This is a genomic window from Flavobacterium gelatinilyticum, from assembly GCF_027111295.1.
Classification (GTDB): domain Bacteria; phylum Bacteroidota; class Bacteroidia; order Flavobacteriales; family Flavobacteriaceae; genus Flavobacterium; species Flavobacterium gelatinilyticum.
Genome location: NZ_CP114287.1, coordinates 157,364 through 176,575 on the forward strand (window position 1 = coordinate 157,364; position 19,212 = coordinate 176,575).

General features: G+C 35.7%; 19 protein-coding genes. 10 read left to right on the forward strand and 9 right to left on the reverse strand.

All coding sequences use genetic code 11. From position 1 onward, the window contains the following. Positions 1-90: 90 nt before the first annotated feature. Positions 91-735: a DUF1349 domain-containing protein gene (locus tag OZP11_RS00510; protein ID WP_281233289.1), complete on the reverse strand. Its 645-nt coding sequence runs from the start codon at positions 733-735 to the stop codon at positions 91-93. 128 nt (positions 736-863) lie between these two features. Between OZP11_RS00510 and OZP11_RS00515 the strand changes: the two genes are divergently transcribed. Continuing rightward, entirely contained in the window at positions 864-1,631 is a 768-nt protein-coding gene (locus OZP11_RS00515) for a helix-turn-helix transcriptional regulator (RefSeq protein WP_281233290.1), read from the forward strand. A 24-nt stretch (positions 1,632-1,655) separates the two neighbouring features. On the opposite strand, the gene OZP11_RS00520 is transcribed toward OZP11_RS00515, so the two are convergent. After that, a complete protein-coding gene (locus OZP11_RS00520) occupies positions 1,656-2,255 on the reverse strand; it encodes a HEAT repeat domain-containing protein (protein ID WP_281233291.1) in 600 nt (199 codons plus the stop codon). Between the two features lie 177 nt (positions 2,256-2,432). Between OZP11_RS00520 and OZP11_RS00525 the strand changes: the two genes are divergently transcribed. Genes OZP11_RS00525 through OZP11_RS00535 form a run of 3 tightly spaced genes read left to right on the forward strand, consistent with a single transcriptional unit; the run spans position 2,433 to position 3,952 of the window. Continuing rightward, entirely contained in the window at positions 2,433-3,065 is a 633-nt protein-coding gene (locus OZP11_RS00525) for an NAD(P)H-dependent oxidoreductase (RefSeq protein ID WP_281233292.1), read from the forward strand. Positions 3,066-3,093: 28 nt separating this feature from the next. Next, positions 3,094-3,528: a MarR family winged helix-turn-helix transcriptional regulator gene (locus OZP11_RS00530; RefSeq protein ID WP_281233293.1), complete on the forward strand. Its 435-nt coding sequence runs from the start codon at positions 3,094-3,096 to the stop codon at positions 3,526-3,528. A 1-nt stretch (position 3,529) separates the two neighbouring features. Then, positions 3,530-3,952 (forward strand): organic hydroperoxide resistance protein, encoded by a 423-nt coding sequence (locus tag OZP11_RS00535; RefSeq protein WP_281233294.1) that lies wholly within the window; start codon positions 3,530-3,532, stop codon positions 3,950-3,952. Positions 3,953-4,096: 144 nt separating this feature from the next. On the opposite strand, the gene OZP11_RS00540 is transcribed toward OZP11_RS00535, so the two are convergent. Next, on the reverse strand, positions 4,097-4,801 hold the full coding sequence (locus tag OZP11_RS00540; protein ID WP_281233295.1) for an SDR family oxidoreductase: 705 nt from the start codon (positions 4,799-4,801) through the stop codon (positions 4,097-4,099). 291 nt (positions 4,802-5,092) lie between these two features. Between OZP11_RS00540 and OZP11_RS00545 the strand changes: the two genes are divergently transcribed. Together OZP11_RS00545 and hemG are read left to right on the forward strand one after the other, a co-directional pair. Beyond that, complete coding sequence (locus OZP11_RS00545; RefSeq protein WP_281233296.1) at positions 5,093-5,515, forward strand: DUF2141 domain-containing protein; 423 nt, start codon at positions 5,093-5,095, stop codon at positions 5,513-5,515. A gap of 690 nt (positions 5,516-6,205) precedes the next feature. Next, complete coding sequence (gene hemG / locus OZP11_RS00550; protein ID WP_281233297.1) at positions 6,206-6,733, forward strand: menaquinone-dependent protoporphyrinogen IX dehydrogenase; 528 nt, start codon at positions 6,206-6,208, stop codon at positions 6,731-6,733. A gap of 164 nt (positions 6,734-6,897) precedes the next feature. Here the strand turns inward: hemG and OZP11_RS00555 are convergent, their stop codons facing one another. From OZP11_RS00555 to OZP11_RS00565, 3 genes are all read right to left on the reverse strand, one after another. Continuing rightward, complete coding sequence (locus tag OZP11_RS00555; protein WP_281233298.1) at positions 6,898-7,485, reverse strand: NAD(P)-binding domain-containing protein; 588 nt, start codon at positions 7,483-7,485, stop codon at positions 6,898-6,900. A gap of 294 nt (positions 7,486-7,779) precedes the next feature. Next, positions 7,780-9,180: a DUF1254 domain-containing protein gene (locus tag OZP11_RS00560; RefSeq protein ID WP_281233299.1), complete on the reverse strand. Its 1,401-nt coding sequence runs from the start codon at positions 9,178-9,180 to the stop codon at positions 7,780-7,782. Between the two features lie 261 nt (positions 9,181-9,441). After that, the gene (locus tag OZP11_RS00565; RefSeq protein ID WP_281233300.1) at positions 9,442-10,917 is read right to left on the reverse strand and encodes a DUF1254 domain-containing protein; all 1,476 of its coding nucleotides are present in this window, start codon (positions 10,915-10,917) and stop codon (positions 9,442-9,444) included. A gap of 611 nt (positions 10,918-11,528) precedes the next feature. Between OZP11_RS00565 and OZP11_RS00570 the strand changes: the two genes are divergently transcribed. Continuing rightward, complete coding sequence (locus OZP11_RS00570) at positions 11,529-12,284, forward strand: LytR/AlgR family response regulator transcription factor (RefSeq protein ID WP_281233301.1); 756 nt, start codon at positions 11,529-11,531, stop codon at positions 12,282-12,284. A gap of 503 nt (positions 12,285-12,787) precedes the next feature. After that, positions 12,788-14,749 carry an LTA synthase family protein gene (locus OZP11_RS00575; protein ID WP_281233302.1) on the forward strand — a complete coding sequence of 654 codons (1,962 nt, stop codon included), beginning with the start codon at positions 12,788-12,790 and terminating at the stop codon, positions 14,747-14,749. Between the two features lie 62 nt (positions 14,750-14,811). On the opposite strand, the gene OZP11_RS00580 is transcribed toward OZP11_RS00575, so the two are convergent. The 3 genes from OZP11_RS00580 to OZP11_RS00590 are packed head-to-tail and all read right to left on the reverse strand — an operon-like array spanning position 14,812 to position 16,623. Continuing rightward, positions 14,812-15,498, reverse strand: a complete 687-nt coding sequence (locus tag OZP11_RS00580) for a hypothetical protein (protein WP_281233303.1) — start codon at positions 15,496-15,498, stop codon at positions 14,812-14,814. Then, positions 15,479-16,285, reverse strand: coding sequence for a metallophosphoesterase family protein (locus OZP11_RS00585; protein ID WP_281233304.1), 807 nt, complete (start codon positions 16,283-16,285; stop codon positions 15,479-15,481). The genes OZP11_RS00580 and OZP11_RS00585 overlap by 20 nt, the downstream gene beginning before the upstream one ends. 8 nt (positions 16,286-16,293) lie before the next feature. Beyond that, complete coding sequence (locus OZP11_RS00590) at positions 16,294-16,623, reverse strand: hypothetical protein (protein WP_281233305.1); 330 nt, start codon at positions 16,621-16,623, stop codon at positions 16,294-16,296. A 436-nt stretch (positions 16,624-17,059) separates the two neighbouring features. Here OZP11_RS00590 and OZP11_RS00595 point away from each other — a divergent pair, with 436 nt between their 5' ends. Next, positions 17,060-17,965: a helix-turn-helix domain-containing protein gene (locus tag OZP11_RS00595; protein ID WP_281233306.1), complete on the forward strand. Its 906-nt coding sequence runs from the start codon at positions 17,060-17,062 to the stop codon at positions 17,963-17,965. A gap of 203 nt (positions 17,966-18,168) precedes the next feature. Further along, positions 18,169-19,203 (forward strand): efflux RND transporter periplasmic adaptor subunit, encoded by a 1,035-nt coding sequence (locus OZP11_RS00600; protein ID WP_281233307.1) that lies wholly within the window; start codon positions 18,169-18,171, stop codon positions 19,201-19,203. Positions 19,204-19,212 lie beyond the last annotated feature (9 nt).

Here is a 19,212-nt window from a genome sequence, read left to right on the forward strand (position 1 = left end):
ACAAACCAGCTTAATCATTACGTTTTTTCTAATCCGCTGGTTTGTAATACTGAAACACTTTGTTGAAACTTAAAATCAGAACGTATGCTGTTAGGGATTGTTTTTAAGCCAGTCCAAACGTCTTTGGTCAGGGAGGTGCGTAATTTTAAAATCTTCAAAAGCAGCCGTAAACCCTTTGCCGTCTGGACTTGCTGCCATCATACCAACTTGTACGGTTTTAAATTCCGGAAAATAAACGGTATTGGTCATAGTGTAATTTATGCCGTCTGTAGAATAGAAGATTTCTAATGCATCCAGTCTTCGTACCGCTTTCATCCAAATGTTTTTTGGCTTATCCTTAAGGCCCAGAACGCTCCATGAACTTGTGTTTATAGTATGCACCGTTGATATATTATATATTCCATCTACATATTCAATACCAGTTTTGACATAATTGTTTTCATCAATTCTAAGCATTAGACACACCTGATCGAATCTGGTTTTATATACACCGCTCATTTTTAAAATTACTTCAAATTCTCCGCTTCTTTCTGTATAATAAAAAGGACCGTCGTATACTGTAAAACCATAGTGACTCTTATTCCAGTAATCAGATTGAGGAGTGACCTGCATAATAAGCTTGTTGTCTTTAATTTCCCACTCTTCCGGTTCATTTAACCAATGCATGGCATTTAGTTTTTGAGCACTAACTTTAAAAACATTAATACAGAGTACTATTAAGAAGATTTTTTTCATTTTGCTGAGTTTAAATAATTATTGTACAAAGTAGACAAATTGATTTTTTTTCAGCAATAGTCATATATAACCATATTTAAAAGTGATATTTAGAATATTTTAGCAGAGAATGCACTCAAAAAACGATTATGAATCCAATATCAAATTTAGAAGACCATTTTTTTTTAGAATCTGTAGACGGTCCGGAGAAACGTAAAGAGGCTTTAGAAGAAACTCTTTGCCAGCTTCAGGGGTATGTAAAGCTGGAACAGTCAGTGGCCGTATTATCTGATCTGGCAGATAATAAAAGCTATATTTTCGCAGGAGATTTTGGCAGCTTTTTTAAAATAAGCATTTCTGGTTATACCACAATTGATTCCATCTGGGAGGAAGATATTTACAAACGCATTCATCCTGATGATCTTTTTCAGAGACATCTTCTGGAATTGGAGTTTTTTAATTTTTTAAAAGAATTACCAACAGGAGAAAGATTGAATTACAGCACCAGATGCAGTTTAAGAGCATTAAATTCTGAAAATGAATATCAGCAGATTCTGCATCGCAGTTTTTATCTTAAAAACAGTTCTAAAGGAGGTCTGTGGCTTGCAGTATGTCTATATAATTACTTATTTGAAAAATCAGGAAGTGCAAACGGTATTCAAGGTATGATTGTCAATACAAAGACAGGAGAGGGCTTCTATGCTGATAATTATACAAACTGTATAAATTTATTAACATTACGCGAGAAACAAATTCTGGAGCTCATAAGTCATGGACTAATAAGTAAAGAAATCGCCTGCAGACTGAATATCAGTATTAATACTGTGAACAGACATCGACAGAATATTCTAGAAAAATTAAATGTTACCAATTCTATTGAGGCAGTCAGAACAGCAGAAGCGCTTCATCTCTTGTAATTGGTATTGTAACAGTTCAAATGTTTATTTTCCCTTTACTAATTTATAGGTGAACTCTGTTTTTTTATGAGTTAGGTCCCAGGTTGAGATTTCTTCAAGTACTTTTTCTTTATGTTTTTTGCTTATGTCCCGAAGTGCATTGCCTGCCGATTTTCTTACGTATTCACTATCGTGAGATTTATGCTGGCTGATTAGTTGTATTGCCGCCGTAGGATTTTCTGCAAAGTAAGGCCGGCTTGTCCAAATTCTAAGTCCTTCAATAACTGCTCGATTTAAGTTTGGATTTTTGTCATCCAGCCATTTTTTAATCATTGGCAGACTTTTTTCATAGCCGATAATTTTGCAGTAATGATCGAATGCCTTTGCCAGCATTTCCTGTACCCGCCAATTTTTGTCCTTCGAAACTTTTATTTCAAGCAGTTCCAGAGCTGCGGGATTCTCGGTCGAAAGCTGTCCTAAAAGATAAACAGCCAGCATTCTAACCTGATAAGCGTCATCAGATAAAAAAATCACTGCGAGATCAAAAGGATTTTTCGTTTTGTCTGCTAAAATACTGTCGCCTGCTTCAATAATATGCTTAAAACCATGTTCAATATTCTTGATGCTAGTAAGGAGTTTATCCATTTGTACTGGTGGTTATTTAGTTAGCTCACGTAAAATTACACAAATTCGAACCAAATAATTTTAAGAATATTTTATAAAATTAAATTGTGCGCAATTTAATTGTTTTGTATTTTTGCAAAGTGATTTTGATTCAAGAAAATTTAAGATTCAAAATTTTAATTTATAAAATACTAAACTATGTCATTACTAGAAGATTTAAACTGGAGACATGCCGTAAAGGCATATGACTCAACAAAAAAAGTGTCAGAACAAGATATAAATAAAATTTTAGAAGCGGCAAGATTAGCCCCGACTTCATCCGGCTTACAGCCTTTTCGAGTGATTCTGGTAGAAAATCAGGAACTGAAAGAGAAGATGGTAAAAGGAGCATTAAATCCGGAAGTCATGAGAGATTGTTCTCATGTATTGGTTTTTGCTGCTTGGGACAGCTATTCTAATGAGAAAATCGATAAAGTTTATGATCATCACACTGATGTTAGAGAATTACCAAGAGGTCGTTTCAGCAGTTATACTGATCAGATTAAGCAAATCTACGGAGCTCAGACTCCTGAACAGCATTTTGCACACACAGCAAGACAATCTTACATTGCATTAGGCCTGGCAATGGCTCAGGCAGCCGAACTAAAGGTTGATTCTACTCCGGCTGAAGGTTTCAGTAATGAAGTGGTAGATGAGATTTTAGGACTTAGAGAATTAGGCTTAAAAAGTGTTACGCTTTTATATCTGGGTTATAGAGACACCGAAAATGACTGGTTGTCTCATATGAAAAAAGTAAGGATTCCTATGGAGGAATTTATTATTAGAAAATAATTTTTATTCAATTTTTTGTCATCCAATTATGGAAAATCACCAACCGCTCCAATTAGGAAATCAGCTTTGCTTTCCAATTTATGTTATGGCAAAGGAAATTATCGGTTTGTACCGGCCATTTCTTGATGAACTTGATATTACATACTCGCAGTATCTTGTAATGATGGTGCTTTGGGAGAAAGATGGATTGACTGTAAATCAGGTTGGCGAAAAACTGTATCTGGACAGCGGTACCTTGACACCGCTTTTGAAAAGACTCGAAGTTAAGGGTTTCATTATCAGAAGAAGAAAAAAAGAAGATGAAAGAGCAGTTGAAGTTTTTTTATCTGATGAGGGAAGAAATTTGCAGCAAAAAGCATGTGAAATTCCCTTAAAAATGCAGGAGAAACTAAATCTCACAACAGAAGATCTATTTGAACTCAAAGAAACAGTCCAGAAAATTTTAAATAAAATTCAAAAATAAAATGAAAATACTATATACAACCGGCGTTACTGCAAAAGGCGGTAGAAACGGACAAGTAAAAAGCGATAACGGAATTTTGAATCTTGAGGTAAGAATGCCTAAAGCTTTAGGCGGAGCCAATGATGATTTTACCAACCCGGAAATGCTTTTCGCGGCAGGATATTCGGCGTGCTTTGACAGTGCACTGAATCGTGTTATTACTTTGTCAAAAACTCAAACAGGTGAAACTTCAGTAGATGCAAAAGTAAGTATCGGACAGAACGAAGACGGCGGCTTTGGTCTGGCAGTAGAACTGAACGTAAATATTCCTGGAGTTTCTATTGAAGAAGCACAGCAATTAGCAGAAAAGGCTCATCAGATTTGTCCTTATTCAAATGCGACTCGATCTAATATTGAAGTTAAGCTTTCGGTGACCAATAACTAAGATTAATTTCTTTAAATTTTATTATAAAAATCTGCTTCAATCGAGGCAGATTTTTTTATTTCATTTGAATTAGAAATTTGGTAATAAAAAAAGCTTGAGATTTCTCTGAAGCTTTTTTAGAATGTTTAAAACCCAAAGAGGATTTTATTTAGTTTTTGTCGGACGGACTTCTATTTTGCTTGGCAGCACATTAGGATTCATCTTTAAGAGATCTACAACCATTTGTCCGATATCCGAAGGCTGGATTTTCCATTTATCGTCTTCATTTGGCGTATGACCGTTAAAGTTTGAAGTAACTGAGCCGGGCATAATGGTAGTACATTTTACATCATAATTGCGCAGATCCAGCATGGCAGCCTGTGTAAAACCCACCAACCCGAATTTTGAAGCATTGTATCCGGCGCCGTTGGCAAAGAAATTGGCTCCGGCAAGCGATGCAATAGATATGTAATAACCTTTATTCTCTTTGAGTTGTCCACTGGCTGCTTTAAGCGTATGGAAAGCTCCTGTAAGATTGGTATCAATCATCGCGTTCCAGTCCTCGAGGGACATTTGGTCTATGGGGGCAAATTTACCAATTCCTGCATTTGCAATGACAATATCGAGTTTTCCAAATTCTGATACAATCTTTTCAACGGCTTTAAACTCGTCATCAAAGTTTCTTACATCCGACTGCAGCACAAGTACGTTCTGGTTTCCTAATGCCTGCTGTGCCTGTTTAAGTGCCTCTGTATCCCTTCCCGAAATTGCAGCTTTTACACCATTTTTCACTAAAGCTTCTGCAATCCCAAAACCTATGCCTTTCGATGCTCCGGTTATATAGGCTACTTTATTTTCTATGTTCTGCATTTTTTATAAAATTTGTTTAAGTTTTTTTGTCTTTCCTAAGTGTAATGGTTTGTCTTTTCCTTAAAGACAAACGATTTATAAAATTACGATAAATTACAGGATTTTTTCGAACCTTTTAGAATCGATAACAAATACTTAAGAATCAACTATCAGCAGAGGCAAAATTCAAAAGGCTGATGAGTTGTGTTTCCATCTGATATGTAAAGTGGCTAAAAGCCTCAGATTTTTGTAAAGAAAAGGTATTTTCTGCATTGCTTTTTTATTATATTTAAAGTATCAAATTTAATAATCATGATAAAATTTTTCGTTTCCGCTGTGCTGTTAAGCACTACTTTAGGATTAGCACAGAGCTCAAATCTCACTATCAGCATTTCTAGTTTAAAAGATAACACAGGAATCGTAATTGCAGAGTTGTATAATACTAAAGAAAGTTTCCTTAAAAAAACATACAAAACAAGTTCATCTGCAATAAAATCAAACACTGCTTTGGTTACTTTCGCAGGGCTTCCAAGTGGAGAATATACAGTTCTTGTCTATCAGGACAGGAATAGTAATGGTAAGCTTGACAAGTATTTTATAGGAATGCCGAAAGAGCCGGTAGCCTGCTCTAATAATGCCAAAGGGTTTATGGGGCCTCCTAAATATGAAGATGCAAAATTTATTGTAGGTTCAGAGGATTTAAAAATTAATATCAAGATGAGTACTTCTCATTAAAAATAAAAAAGCATCTGTCTAACGATAAAAACCGACGGCGTTTCGTATTAAATGGTTTTATAGAATAAGACAGAAACGAATTAAAAGAATATAAAAATGTAAATATTGACTTAAATAAGAGGCGGCCTGATCGCCTCTTATTTTTTTAGCCTTTTCACAAGCTCTCAGATGTTTTAGTCGTGCAGCGTTGTAAAAAGTAATCGTATTGGTTAAGAATTGTGAAAGGTAAGTTTAAAATCTAATGATAAAATTTACTTTTAATGGAACAATAAAACTATTTAAGGTTCAGTAAATTAATTGATTACAAAAATGAGACTAAATTTTTTCTCCAGTTTTTTGGTTATTTATCCTTTTCTAAGATCTATATGAGAAAAATCATAAACAGGTTAAGAATGTCTTAGTAATATTGTTACTTATAAAACAGCAGATTAAAATTTGTTTCAAAAAAATGATCTGCTGTTAATGTTTTGGGCTTAAAAGAATCTCAAAAAAATCAGAAATTCTGAATACATTATTTTTTGAAATGCAAGACAATCAAACATTTCAAATTCAATAAAGAAAAGGTATTTCGCCAGGCTTAGAAGACAAATTAGTGAGTAGAAATTTAGAATGATTTTCTCTTTAAGATGCAGTTATTCTTTGATTTTTATGAGACTTTACAAAAAAGATTAAATAATAATAACAAAGAAAATGCAGAAAAGAACCATTATCATCTATTCTTCGGTAGATGGCCAGACAAAGAAAATTTGTCAATTTATAAAAGAAGTTTTAACAGACAATAACCATTATGCAGATTTGTTTTCAATTTCTAATTTCAAGGAAGAATTTAAATCGTATGATAAAATAGTTATTGCTTCAAGTGTCAGATATGGGAAGCACAATGAGGAAATTGAGAAATTTATTGGGGAAAATTATGAATTTTTGAATTCAAAAAAAGCAGCTTTTATATCTGTTAATTTGGTTGCACGTAAAACTGAGAAAAATACAGCCGAAACCAATCCGTACGTAATAAAATTTTTAAATAGTATCGAATGGAAACCCTATAAAGTAGCTGTATTTGCAGGGACATTAAATTATAAGCTTTATACTCTTAAGGATAGAATTTTAATAAAACTAATTATGCTGATGACAAAAGGACCAACCTCTTCAAAAGCAGTATTAGAATACACAGATTGGAATAAAGTAGAGGAGTTTGCAGAAGAATTTGTTAGAATCTAAAAAAATGGGAATATTATACCGATGACTTATATAATCTGTAATATAAAAAGGTGAGATTTTCATCACCATTACCTTGTAAAGCGCAATTAAAAATTGATTTGTTTCGTTTGTTGTTTTACCGCGTTACAGAAATTTGTATTATAAAAATATTGAATTATTTCAGCTTAATTTTTGCGAAGATGGGGTAAATGATTTTCATTTTGCAGGTGCAGAAACGTATTTTGAAGCTTAAGACCTGAAAGGTTAACAGGACTGAAATGCAGCCTTTTTAGAAATGTCATCACAGAGATTTTTGACGGATGATGGTCTGCGATTAAAAATACTTCATCTTTGTTTTTATTATCGGCAGTATTAGCCGCAGTTATTTTTACAGGATTAAATAATTTTACCACATGCGCTTTTGGAAGCAGTGACGCTGTTATAGGGTAGGTAAATGAACTATAGATTCCCGACAGCAGTGTTTTGGGATTAAACAAAAGGCCGCTGGTATGAATAATGATCTTTCCTGTCATATCGGGCATATCTGCGATTATCTTTTCTAAATCATCCTTTGCTGCAAAAAGAATTATTATATCTGTATTTGAGGCCTCAGTCAGCAGCCCCAGTTTTGCGGCAGAACCCATTTTGCAGACAGCTTCTTTTATCAGATTATTGCCTCTTGGGTTATGTAATATAACTTCGATTCCTTCCGCGACTGCTCTTTGTGCGAGTTCCATGCTGAGACTTCCAATGCCGATAATACCTATTTTCATACTGCAGATTTAATTATTATTCGTCTGTTATTTTTACAAAAACCTGTTTGTAATACGTTGTAAAGGTAATATTCAATAGTCTGGTAATCTTTACGTATGTTAAAATTAAATAAAAATGATAGAACCCAAACACGTAATTTTACCTGTTTTGGGATTATAATAAATTGAAAATTTCTTTGTTTAATCAAACTACTATGTACTGTTATTTACGATATTTTTGAAGACTAGCAGACAATTCTAAAAGAAAAGCCCCAGATTTATCCGAAGCTTTTCAATTATTTTCTCTAAAAATTATCATTTAATTTTTTCAGGAAGCGGCATTTTCCACACATTGTTAATCACATTTGGCTGTGGTCCATAAATTCTCAACACGAAATTGAAATTTTGGTTTTTTGGAGTTGGCAGCCAATTGCTTTCTTTGTCTTTTCCCGGCGATTCAGGATAAAAATAAATAATCAAATCCCCATTAGGTTCATATTTAAGACCTTTAGATTTACCTCCAATAGAATATCTGTTTATAGGATTTGGAACCAAAAATCGTTTAGGAAGATTATACATAGTGATACTCCAGAAATATTTAGCGTCAGGAAGCTGGCCTTTTGGGAATTTTAAAATGTACTTATTATTTCCAGACAACGGCTGATTGTCCTTATCAGTGGCACTCCCTGTGTAAACAGCTTCTTCTTTAGTGTTTCCGTAAAGTCCGGTAGCCGCCGCGATTGCACGGTTCATGTAATTATTTTTAAGCGCTGCTCGTGTTCCAAACAGACTTCCGGAATCTTTTACTTCTTTTATTTTCGAATCCAATTCTGCTTTAGCTTCTGAAATTCCTTTCTCTATGGCTTTTAAAGTTTCCGGAGGATAGTTAGAACTGTCGAAAGGCTTGCCAGGCACAATTCCAATTTTTGCAAACTTTGCACGCAGTTCTTTTTCACTGCTGTCTTCGCTGGTGTACTGCAATAAGGAGTTCAAGACGTTAATAAATTCTACAGAACTATAATCAGCTTCTTTCCATGCAGGAAGAGGCATATCGTATTTTTTAACCGGCGGAGCTGCCTGCTTGGTAAATTCGTGCAGCGGAATCAGTTTATATTGATCTTGTATCTTTTTTAAATTTGGTACATCACTCGGGCTGTCCAATTCGGTACGTCCAATTAAGAAGATTAAATTGGTTTCTGAATGCAGCACCTTGTCTATGCCTTTAGGTGTTTCGCCTTTCCAATCCGGACCGGCAATCAGGTATTTTCCACCTTGATTTCCTGTCGCGCGCGAACCCACATATTCAAAATTAAAAGTATACAGATCTGTAAACTGCATGACAAAATACCTGTCGCCTTCAATTTTTGGAACCTGCAGAATTACCGGCTCGTCAGAGACATCAATTGCTGCACTAGAATAAGGAGTATCATTATTTATTGTTACCACTAAAGTATCGGCTGGGGTGGCACTGTTTGAATAGCTTTTAAATTTGTTAAAACCGACATACGTTTTTGCTTCTTTAGCAATGGCACTGGCATAAATAGTTTTATAATTATAGAACATTGGATATCCATATATCCAGGCCTGTTTTGCAATAGCTGTAATGGAGTCTGAAGCAATAGCTGCCTCAGCGGTTTTGCTGTCTGCAGACTGTTCTTTTTTACAGGCGGTTAAACTTAAAAATAAAAGAATCAAAATTGAGACTGGATTTTTCATAATTCAAAAGGAGTTAAGTTTTACAAAAGAGTCAAATTACTGATTTGATCTCTAAAATTATATTTTATGTCGATATCACTGTTCTTTTTTAGTATCTAAATGGTTTCATTTTATAATTTGAAACCTTTTTACTTGAGATGAATTTTCATTTTGTATTTTAAAGGACTGCTGAGGGAATACAAAATTTTACTTTTAATAAAACGAAAACACAAGAATTATATTACAAATATTTTGAAATAATTATTTTTTATAATTACAGAATTACTTCACTTCTTCAAAATCTCCCGGTTTCCAGCTTCCATCAAAAGCAGCTTTCTCCGGGCCATAAATTCGTATGTACACAAACCAGCCTTTATTTGGAATTGTTTTTATCCATTGACCTTCTTTTCCTTCCGGCGCTTTTGGTCCAAAATATAAGTCGACAGTTTTGCCGCCAATTTTGTCTTTAAGTTCAAAAAGAGAGCGCAAAGCGGCTTTGTTTTGATCGGTCGAAACTTGGCTTCTGGTCTCAGCATCATAAACAGTTACAGACCAGAAAAGTTTTGCTGGCACAGGAGTTGGAATAGTGAGTTTATAGGTTTTGGAGCCGTCTACATATTTACCGGAATTGTCTTTTAATCCAAGCCAATATAAAGAACCGGAACCTTCCTGGCGTCTAAACATTGCCGGCGAAGCACCAATTGCCTGATAAAACCATGTTTCGCGCGCATCAATATCAACATAATTTTCGGAATCAAAATCACCATTTTCATAACGTAAACCAACCCATTCCCATTGGCGGTCTTTCCAGACCACTCGGTCTGTACGACGATCTGCAAAAGATTGAACCCGCATTTGTTCATTGGCAATTTTTGCTGCTTTTTCCAATATGCCTTTCATACGTGTGTCAGGATTAAATGGTTTTCCTTTTGCGATTCCCAAAACAGCCAGTTCTCCGTAATAATTGCGATATCCGTCATACGAAGGTTCACGATCGATAACTTCTTTCAGCACTTCCCAATATTTAAACTTGGTTTCATATTCTAGAGGTGTTGTATTTTGTGGTTTGCTGCTTAATTCGATCCATGTTGGCTCTTTCCAATCCGAAGTCTTATTGAATGGATAAATTTTAATTGTTTTCAGACGCTGTAAAGCTGCTTCTACATCACCGCCAACAGGAAGTGAACGTGCTCCAACCGAAAGATTATCTGAGGAAGAATGCCAAATGTAATAACCAGATGATGGAATTGGTCCTTTGTAACCAAATGGCAGAATAAGATGTTTTCCGCCTTTTCCCGCATCAGGTCCCGGAATTCCCATATCGGCAACCCATCTTTGGTTTACATCAATAGCCGCTACAATTAGTGGTCCAGCCGGAATATCAACAACCATTGGTCCTTTTGATAAGTCCATCATAACAGGGCCATATGGTGTATCTGAATTTAATGTATAACCAACCTGAATAGGTTTTGTATCCATAGTACCAAACACAGTATTGGCTTTTACTCCAACAGCAAGATTTCCTAAACCAATTGCGGCACCGGAAACTGTTGGATAGAAAAATTTATAAGCTTGTATTGCGCGATTAAGATCGGCATCATCGTATGCCTTTTGTATCGTTGCTTCTGTTGGATAGCCGCCAACAAATTCATATCCGTCTGCAGAAGTCCCGGCTGGGGATGATATCACATCAGCTGTCTTCTTCTCACAGCTAAAAAAAACTAAAGAGCTGAAAATAAACAAAAAGAATTTTTTCATAGGATGTAATTTTAAATTAGAAGAGGATTTGCCTTGTTAAAATTACCAATAAATCGAGATCTGCTGCTTTATGAAGGTTTGAATCTGGTTTCATTTTATAATCTGCAACCATTTTTTCTTATTTCTGTTTCCTTTCATTTCAGTAATGGGAAGGCGGTTACTATAGTATTTCTAACAGCCGGGGATAATTTAAGTCTTAAAAAGTTTCCATTGAATTAAAACAGCAATGTGAAGAATAATGGTTTTAGACCAAAACCGGCGGGAAGTAGACCTTTTTAGTGTTAAAAAATCTTTAGAGATTTGTCAAGTCAGCCCGAACAGCTGATTTTAGGAAATTTAACGACCCGGTTATGAAACGTCTGAAACGATCACTTTGTTCTCTTACTTTGGCGCACTTGCGAAATGGTTACCAATAATGATGCTTTTTGAAGTAGAATGGTCAATATGATCATTCCTCTATTTAAACATGAGTCAGGGACATGTTTTTCCTAAAATAGGGAATTAAAATACAGAAATGGTGCTGTAATGTAAAATATCGTTTAAGCAGATGATCCTTATTTTAGGATAATATCGAATTTTATCACAGCCCCCTTTAATTTATTTAAAGAATTATGAAAATCTTAATTATAGAAGATGAAGGCATAAATACAGGTTATTTAGAGAGACTTTTTAAAGAACTTGAGCCCGGATGCGAGATTCTGGCTATTATAGGCAGTGTAAAAGCTGCGGTGGATTATCTGGAGGCTAATCCTGCTCCTGATTTAATTACCATGGATGTGAAGCTTTCTGACGGGCTTTGTTTTTCAATCTTTGATCAAGTAAATATTGCCTGTCCTGTTATTTTTACAGCAGATTTTGAGCAATATGCTATACGGGCTTTTAAGGTCAATAGCATTGACTACCTCTTGAAACCAGTTAAAATAAATGAACTTGAATTTGCAATTAAAAAGTTTAAAGCTTTATCTGAAATTAAGAAACCAACGGCAGGTTTTATTGAAATTCTAATGGACAAGATCCAGAAAAAGGTCTACAGGTCACGTTTCTTTGTTGCGGCGCGTAACGGCTATCAGACTATTAACGTTGCGGATATTGATTTTATATATTCTGAATTTAAAATTACAAATCTGTTTTTGAAAACAGAAGAGATCATACCGGTTTCGTATACTATGGAAAAAATTGAAAAAGAATTAGATCCTGATATCTTTTTCAGGGCTAACCGCCAGTTTTTTATCCGCGCTGAAAGTATTAAATCCGTAACCAATTCTTTCAATTCTAAGCTTAAGATAGTACTCAAAATGGATAAGGGACGTGAGGTTATCATAAGCAGAGAAAAAGCACCTTCTTTCAAGAAATGGATGGACTGCTGAAGATGAGAGATTTGGAAGAGAATGGTAATTGACAGTATTAAAATGAAATAGAATCTGTATCAGGTTTTTTGTCTGTCCGCAGTAAAAGTTATTCCGAAGTACTGATTTTACTGACACTGCCTCAAGTGCTCCCGTTTGATTACGATGTTTTTTTCACCCTGGGAACATTATATGGCACTTCGGATGTTAATTTACCAGTTTGGGTAAATCTTTGTTTCTGCCTCTGTATTTCCAATGTAATTTTGTTAGTGGATTTTTAAATTTCATCCTGTCCGTGTTAATTTATCTTTTTCATTTATTTTGGTTTCCCACGGGCAGGATTTGTTTCTGAAATAATAAACGGGCTTTTTATTTCTGATACATACAATAATGATTCCTCATAATTTATAAATAATAATTTTTCTGTCTTTACTGATTACCGATGAATGCCTGTTGGCTGCGTATTGCCTTTTTCGGAGCAGCAGGTTTTATCTCTCTCCTTAATATAATTTTCTACTTTCTAAATGAAACCACCTCTTATAATCAGGCAGCCTTACGGACGCTTTATTTCGTTTGTTTTGAGAATATGTGCATTATATGCAGCCTTTTTTCTTGTCCGCCTTTTTTTTATTGCCTGCAATACAGATACATTAGAAAACCTTTCATACTCAAGAGTATTATTTCTTTTGAGCAGGGGAATGTTTTTTGATACTGTTTCAATTGTTTATCTCAATATCTTTTTTGTTTTATTCTCATTGATGCCTGTTTACAGGACTATATTACAGGACCGGTTACTTATGGTAGCTTATCTTATACCTAATGGAGCAGGACTTTTACTGAGCATTTGTGATGCGTATTATTATCCCTATTCAAAGTCGCGCATTACCCTGACTGATTTTATTATGGTCAAAGACAGCAGTATTTCAAATCTCTTTTTAGATATTCTAATAGAGAGCCGTCTGGGAATACTTTTGTTTGCGTTTCTTCTGTTTTTTTTGTTTTTAGTATACAGATGCACTCGGTTTTTGTGGCTGCAGCGTATTGAAAATAGTTCCAGAGATCTGGTGTTATCCCTTTCAGCAGTACTGCTTACGGCAGTGCTTTCTGTTTATTTTCTGCGTGGGCGCTCATTTTCCGCCGGCTCTACGCCTTTAAGCATGAATGATGCCTTTATGTATACAAATGAACCATTGGAGGCATCCATAATACTTTCTAATCCGTTTTGTCTTATCAGGACTATCAGAAAAGGTGCAGGACTGCCGGCACATCGTTTTTTTTCGGATAAAACAGCATCTGATTTATATCCTACAACAGGCATGCAGCATAAGAATGCTCCTTTGCAACTGAAAGAGAAACCCAATGTTATGCTGATTATTCTGGAGAGTTTTGGAGCTGCGCACAGTCATGCCCTTTCTTCTTCTTCCGCCTATAATGGTCAGGGATGTATGCCTTTTCTTGATTCACTAATGACTAAAAGCTATAATTTTACTAATGCTTATCAAAATGGAAGAAGATCCGTAGATGCACTGCCTGCGATTTGGAATTCAATACCTTCCTTCAGCCATCATTTTCTTTCACTTCCCAATTCCATTGCCTCTTATGAAGGACTCCCTCTCATGATGAAAAGAATGGGGTATCGTCCTGTTTTTTTTCATGGGTCGGTACGAGAAAGCATGGGATTTGTTTCATTTGGGGAAATTAACGGAATCGAAGATTTCTTTATGCGTGAAGATTATGAAAAGATACTTGGTCCGGATGATTTTGACGGTAAATGGGGGATATGGGATCACAAGTTTTTTCCTTTTGTTCATGACCGGTTAAATAATATTGCGCAGGAAGGCCGCCCTTTTTTTGCCACACTCTTTACTTTGTCATCACACCATCCGTTTAAAATACCAGCGGAGAAATTATCTCAGTATAAGGAAGGGAATATGCCTATTCATAAAGTAATCCGTTATTCTGATGATGCTCTTCGGGATTTTTTTACCTCTGTATCCAGTGAACCCTGGTTTGATAATACGCTTTTTATTATAACAGCAGATCACTCTTCAGGCTCTGCAGAAGAGCTTTATCAGCATCAGCCTTATGCATTTCAGGTTCCGCTGCTGTTTTATTACCCTGGAGGAAATTGGAAAGCAGCAGACAATCGGGTTATGCAGCATATGGATGTAATGCCTACGGTACTGGATCTTCTAGGCTGCGAAAAGCCCTATTTTGGATTTGGAAGAAGTCATTTTGAAAAAATGAAAACAGATCATTTTGCTGTTAATTATGCTGACGGGCTTTATAACTGCACATTTGATGATTACAGTTACAGTTTTGACGGTGAAGCTTTTATTGGCAAGTATGCATACCATGGTGAAGCAAAACCCAGAGAGGTTCGTTTTACAGCTGGAGATACTGTTCGTTTCAGATATATTAAGGCTCTTTTACAGCAGTACAGCCTCCATCTCAAAAATAAAAATTATAAACCTGGTCTGCAGTAAGAAGTATATGCAGATTAATTTATTGCCGGGCATAGGATCATTCAAAAGTAATAAGGGGAGTTTTAAAAGAGCTGGAGCTTTATGCCTAACGAAAGAGTTAAATAGTCTTTGGGTTTAAGATATTTATTTCCCGCCGCACTGATAAGATAAAGATCAGAAGTGCTTATTTCGTAGAATATTGAAACAGCATTTAGATAATCACGTTGAGAATCTAATTTATATGTGATGCGCTGTCCGACAAAAATATTAACACGCAGCCGTGTTGAAAATGAATAATAATTACTTGGATATTTGTCAGGTTCGCTCAGCCAGAATTCGTTTCCAAAAACGGTATTTAAATATAGTCCGCTTAAAAGCGGTTCAAAAGTAATTTTTTCTCCGGCAGCAATTCTCCAGGGTATATAGTTCTGCTTCAGCGTAAATGTAATTTTATTTCTGTCTGTAGAGTATTTGGGTATAAAACCCAGAAAAAGATCTGTTTCCCAATGCTTGTTTTTTCCATAATCCCATCCTCCGCCCAAAGAAAGAAAACCCATGTTGCCTGCATACTGAACTTTGATATATTCAGGTAAAAGTACTCCCCAGCCAGTCTGGTGTTTTTTCTTCTTTTCCTGTTTATTGCTTTCCGGTTTTTCGAGATTTTCGGTTATAGTATTCTGAAATGTTTCTTGTGAATGAGTGAGCTGGGGCGAGGCAGTTAAAACTAAAATAAAAAGTATAGCAGAGCGTTTAAAAATAGACAACTTCATAGGAATATCGATTATCCGGAGTAAGGGTGAAAATAAGGTATGATTTTTTGTTAATGCTGGTAGAACCGTAGTACATAAGTCCGTCATTAAATAAATCTTTGGCTGTTATGCGGTGGTCATGTCCGTTGATGCAGAACTGAACGTTTGGGAAGCGTTTTAGCGCATCCTGAAAAACCCAGTCAACATTGTTGTTAAACTGCTCAGATCCAGGCTGTACATGCATGGCAAAAATAGTTTTCTTATGTTTGGGATCTTCCTGATTAAACTGCTGCTGCAAAAAATTAAAGTCAGGCACAGGATGTGAGTAGTCAAATTCCAGCGCATTGGTATTCATGCATATAAATTTAGCGGTGCCTGCTGTAAATGAAAAGTTTTCATTTCCAAAAACAGAACGAAAAACATCTTGTCCGTTTGCCAGACAATCGTGATTACCAAGCAGCACTACATACGGAACGTAAAGTTTGTTCATTATATCGCGCATCCATAGAAACTCTTTTGTCAGCCCAAAATCAGTTATGTCGCCCAGATGAATTACAAAATCAATATCGTTACGCTTATTTAATGTATTGACAAATTCTTGAGTTTCATCATACCAGCGCTGAGTATCGCCCATTACAGCAAACCGGATAGTATCTTTGTTTAAGCAGGCAGCTTCGATACGTTTTATGTTTTTTTCGTTTATATTTCTTTCTCCTGTTATTTTACCGTCATAAGGATGGTAATCGAACATATCGCATGAAACCAGCAGACAGCACAAGAGTGAGGTAAGCAGGGTAATTTTTGGCATAATATATTTTATTGGCAGTTTAATTGATACAGAGTTTTTCCATGCATGTCTTTGCCATTCAGCTGCATTGGACTCCCGGCTTCTATAATTTTTATAGTACAGTAAATATCATGGCGTTGCAGCAGACTACAGACTTCTGACGCATATGAATCGAAGGAGGTGCTATTGTTTTTAACATTAATGACCAGCACACCGCCATACTCAAAGTCAGCGAGCAGGGCTCTGGAATCTTTTCTGATTTCTTCCAGTGCTTTAAAGTGTTTAGCTTCTTTTTCTATAGTGTGGCCGCAAGAAATAGTTGCCAGAAAAGAAAGCAGCAGTAAAATTTTTGAACTCATTAGAGGTAGTTTTGTGTAAGAAAATTAAGTGCTTTACTGAAAGGGGTATGTTTTAAACTTTTAAAAAGAACAATTAAATTTCAGGGATATGAATTCTTCTTTTACCCCTTCAGTGTAGTAAAGCACATCTAAATCCTTTATAAAGATAGTAAGATCAGGGACTGCATATTTAACTATAAATCCTAAGCGGAAAAAAGAGCTTCTGAATCGTCACTTTTATCAGTCCAAATTATTTGGTATCTCCTCTCTTTAAAAAAGAGGCAGTTGTTAGGTAATAGTAATGCCGAATGTAATTTTTCTGATACATAAGAATATCTTAAAACATTTAGATGCAATTCATCTCGTTTTTGAATGAGGCTGCCTGATGAAGAAATTTTTAAATTGACTTCCGGATAAATGTTTAAAAAATTAAATTTGTCTTTTATCAATATTCAAAGTGAGTAAATACCAAAGAATTGAAAATTACAGCTTACGCGATATTCTAAATATCCTGGGAGAGGAAGCCGCGCACGGGACAGAGTTTCATGTTCACTACAATAAAGAAGTAATTAGTGAGAACCCGTTTCCATTTCCGTTTAGAAGCAGTAATATAGCCATCATGCTTGTACTTTGCGGTAAGATGAAAGTACAGATTGATTTGGAAACCTTTATTGTCAGCCCAAAAGATGTTATGGTATTTTCTTCCCAGTCTATAATTCATATCCAGGAAATAATAGAACCGGTTCAGAGTATTGGTTTTGTATTTACAGAAGAATTTGCTTTATCCAATATACTCAACTACGAAGATATAAGGCTTTTTCGGTTTACAGAACTAAATCAAACCCCTATTTTATCACTTACAGAAGAGAATTATAGTATTATTTTGGATATCATGACAAAGATGTATAAACTTAATTTGTCACAATCCGAAACCAATCTTTACAAGAATGCGAAGGTCTTTCACCACTTTAATCTCCTGGCCTTGGAAATGATGGAAATGCACCGAACAAGAGGAAATCAGGCCGATGTGAAAACCAGCAGAAAAAAACAGATTATTCACGATTTTTTGTCCCTGCTTTCTATTCATATTCGTAAGAACAGAAATGTTCAGTTTTATGCTGATAAACTTTTTATTACTTCAGGACATTTGTCTAAACTGCTCAAAGAAGCTACAGGAAACACTTCCCGTGAAATTATTGAAGAAGCCGTAGTTATGGAGGCACGAAACCTGCTGATGGAAACTTCATATTCTCTGGCAGAAATTGCTGAAATACTCAACTTCAGCGATCAGTCTTTTTTTGGAAAATTCTTTAAAAAGAAAATGAAAATCACCCCAAAATCATTTCGGGACAAATACAAATAACCTTTAAATTACTGCTGTATTTTTCTGTAAAAACCGCCTTTTTTGCAAAAAGGATGCGAGATGTTAATGTTAAAAATAACGGTTTTAGACCAAAAACGGCTCAAAATAGACCTTTTGCAGACTAAAGATTCTATGGAGATTTGCACCATCAGTTTGAAATAACTGGATGGAATTTTTAATAATAAATTTAAAAAGCAAATTATATGGTAATCTCTAAGAGGAATATCTTGTCTATTCTGAGTGTTATGTTATTAAGTGCCGGCTGCGGTAAAAAGGAAACAGACCAAAACCAGACCACTGCACCTGTAAAAGTCAGCGTAAGAGAAATAGAGCTGTCATCTCAGGCAGAGGTTTTGGACTACAGCGGTACTATCGAAGCAGACAATACCGTTTCTATTGGCTTTAGTATCCCCGGAAGAGTAAATGCTGTTATGGTGCAGGAAGGCGAGCGTGTTGTAAAAGGACAGCTCCTGGCATCAATTGAGCAGAATTCGTATCAAAACAATCTTATTGCAGCAAATGCAGGCCTTGAACAGGCACAGGATAACTTTAACCGTCTGGACCAGCTGTATAAAAAAGGAAGTCTTCCGGAACGGGATTATATTGCCGGAAAAACCGGTTTAGCACAAGCGAAGGCTAATAAAGAAACGGCATCAAAAAACATGCAGGATACCAAATTGTATGCTTCTTTTTCCGGAATCGTAACCCATAAACTAACGGAGGCAGGAGCCAGTGCCGCGCCCGGAATTCCGGCTTTTACCATTGTAAAAACAGACAAAGTATATGCTGTTGCCGCTATAAATGAGAATGAAATCAGCTCACTAAAAATAGGTGCAGATGTGCTTATTACGATTCCGTCCCTGAATAGAGAAATCAAAGGAAAACTTACCATAATCAATCCACAAGGCGATGATCTTTCGAAAACCTATACCGTTAAAGTTCGTCTTGAGAATGCAGGCGGACAGCTTCTTCCTGGAATGATTGCAGATATCAGCATTAACTCAGGAAAGACTCAAAACTCAGTAATTATTCCCGCACAGGCTGTAGTGCGCGATCCCGATAATATAAACTACGTCTATATCGCTAAAGAAGGCAATACCGCTTTTAAGAAGAGAGTCAATATTTCTAAAATGACGGGAACTAATGATGTAGTGGTGAAAGAAGGACTTCAGCAGGGAGATAAAATCATTGTAGAGGGACAAACCAACTTAACAGATGGCACGCCTGTCAAATTCTAATTCCCTAAA

What these genes read in the sequence shown, in the direction of transcription:
- OZP11_RS00510 (WP_281233289.1), bottom strand. Translation starts at nt 735, where the DNA reads ATGAAAAAAATCTTCTTAATAGTACTCTGTATTAATGTTTTTAAAGTT.
- OZP11_RS00515 (WP_281233290.1), top strand. Translation starts at nt 864, where the DNA reads ATGAATCCAATATCAAATTTAGAAGACCATTTTTTTTTAGAATCTGTA.
- OZP11_RS00520 (WP_281233291.1), bottom strand. Translation starts at nt 2,255, where the DNA reads ATGGATAAACTCCTTACTAGCATCAAGAATATTGAACATGGTTTTAAG.
- OZP11_RS00525 (WP_281233292.1), top strand. Translation starts at nt 2,433, where the DNA reads ATGTCATTACTAGAAGATTTAAACTGGAGACATGCCGTAAAGGCATAT.
- OZP11_RS00530 (WP_281233293.1), top strand. Translation starts at nt 3,094, where the DNA reads ATGGAAAATCACCAACCGCTCCAATTAGGAAATCAGCTTTGCTTTCCA.
- OZP11_RS00535 (WP_281233294.1), top strand. Translation starts at nt 3,530, where the DNA reads ATGAAAATACTATATACAACCGGCGTTACTGCAAAAGGCGGTAGAAAC.
- OZP11_RS00540 (WP_281233295.1), bottom strand. Translation starts at nt 4,801, where the DNA reads ATGCAGAACATAGAAAATAAAGTAGCCTATATAACCGGAGCATCGAAA.
- OZP11_RS00545 (WP_281233296.1), top strand. Translation starts at nt 5,093, where the DNA reads ATGATAAAATTTTTCGTTTCCGCTGTGCTGTTAAGCACTACTTTAGGA.
- hemG (WP_281233297.1), top strand. Translation starts at nt 6,206, where the DNA reads ATGCAGAAAAGAACCATTATCATCTATTCTTCGGTAGATGGCCAGACA.
- OZP11_RS00555 (WP_281233298.1), bottom strand. Translation starts at nt 7,485, where the DNA reads ATGAAAATAGGTATTATCGGCATTGGAAGTCTCAGCATGGAACTCGCA.
- OZP11_RS00560 (WP_281233299.1), bottom strand. Translation starts at nt 9,180, where the DNA reads ATGAAAAATCCAGTCTCAATTTTGATTCTTTTATTTTTAAGTTTAACC.
- OZP11_RS00565 (WP_281233300.1), bottom strand. Translation starts at nt 10,917, where the DNA reads ATGAAAAAATTCTTTTTGTTTATTTTCAGCTCTTTAGTTTTTTTTAGC.
- OZP11_RS00570 (WP_281233301.1), top strand. Translation starts at nt 11,529, where the DNA reads ATGAAAATCTTAATTATAGAAGATGAAGGCATAAATACAGGTTATTTA.
- OZP11_RS00575 (WP_281233302.1), top strand. Translation starts at nt 12,788, where the DNA reads ATGAAACCACCTCTTATAATCAGGCAGCCTTACGGACGCTTTATTTCG.
- OZP11_RS00580 (WP_281233303.1), bottom strand. Translation starts at nt 15,498, where the DNA reads ATGAAGTTGTCTATTTTTAAACGCTCTGCTATACTTTTTATTTTAGTT.
- OZP11_RS00585 (WP_281233304.1), bottom strand. Translation starts at nt 16,285, where the DNA reads ATGCCAAAAATTACCCTGCTTACCTCACTCTTGTGCTGTCTGCTGGTT.
- OZP11_RS00590 (WP_281233305.1), bottom strand. Translation starts at nt 16,623, where the DNA reads ATGAGTTCAAAAATTTTACTGCTGCTTTCTTTTCTGGCAACTATTTCT.
- OZP11_RS00600 (WP_281233307.1), top strand. Translation starts at nt 18,169, where the DNA reads ATGGTAATCTCTAAGAGGAATATCTTGTCTATTCTGAGTGTTATGTTA.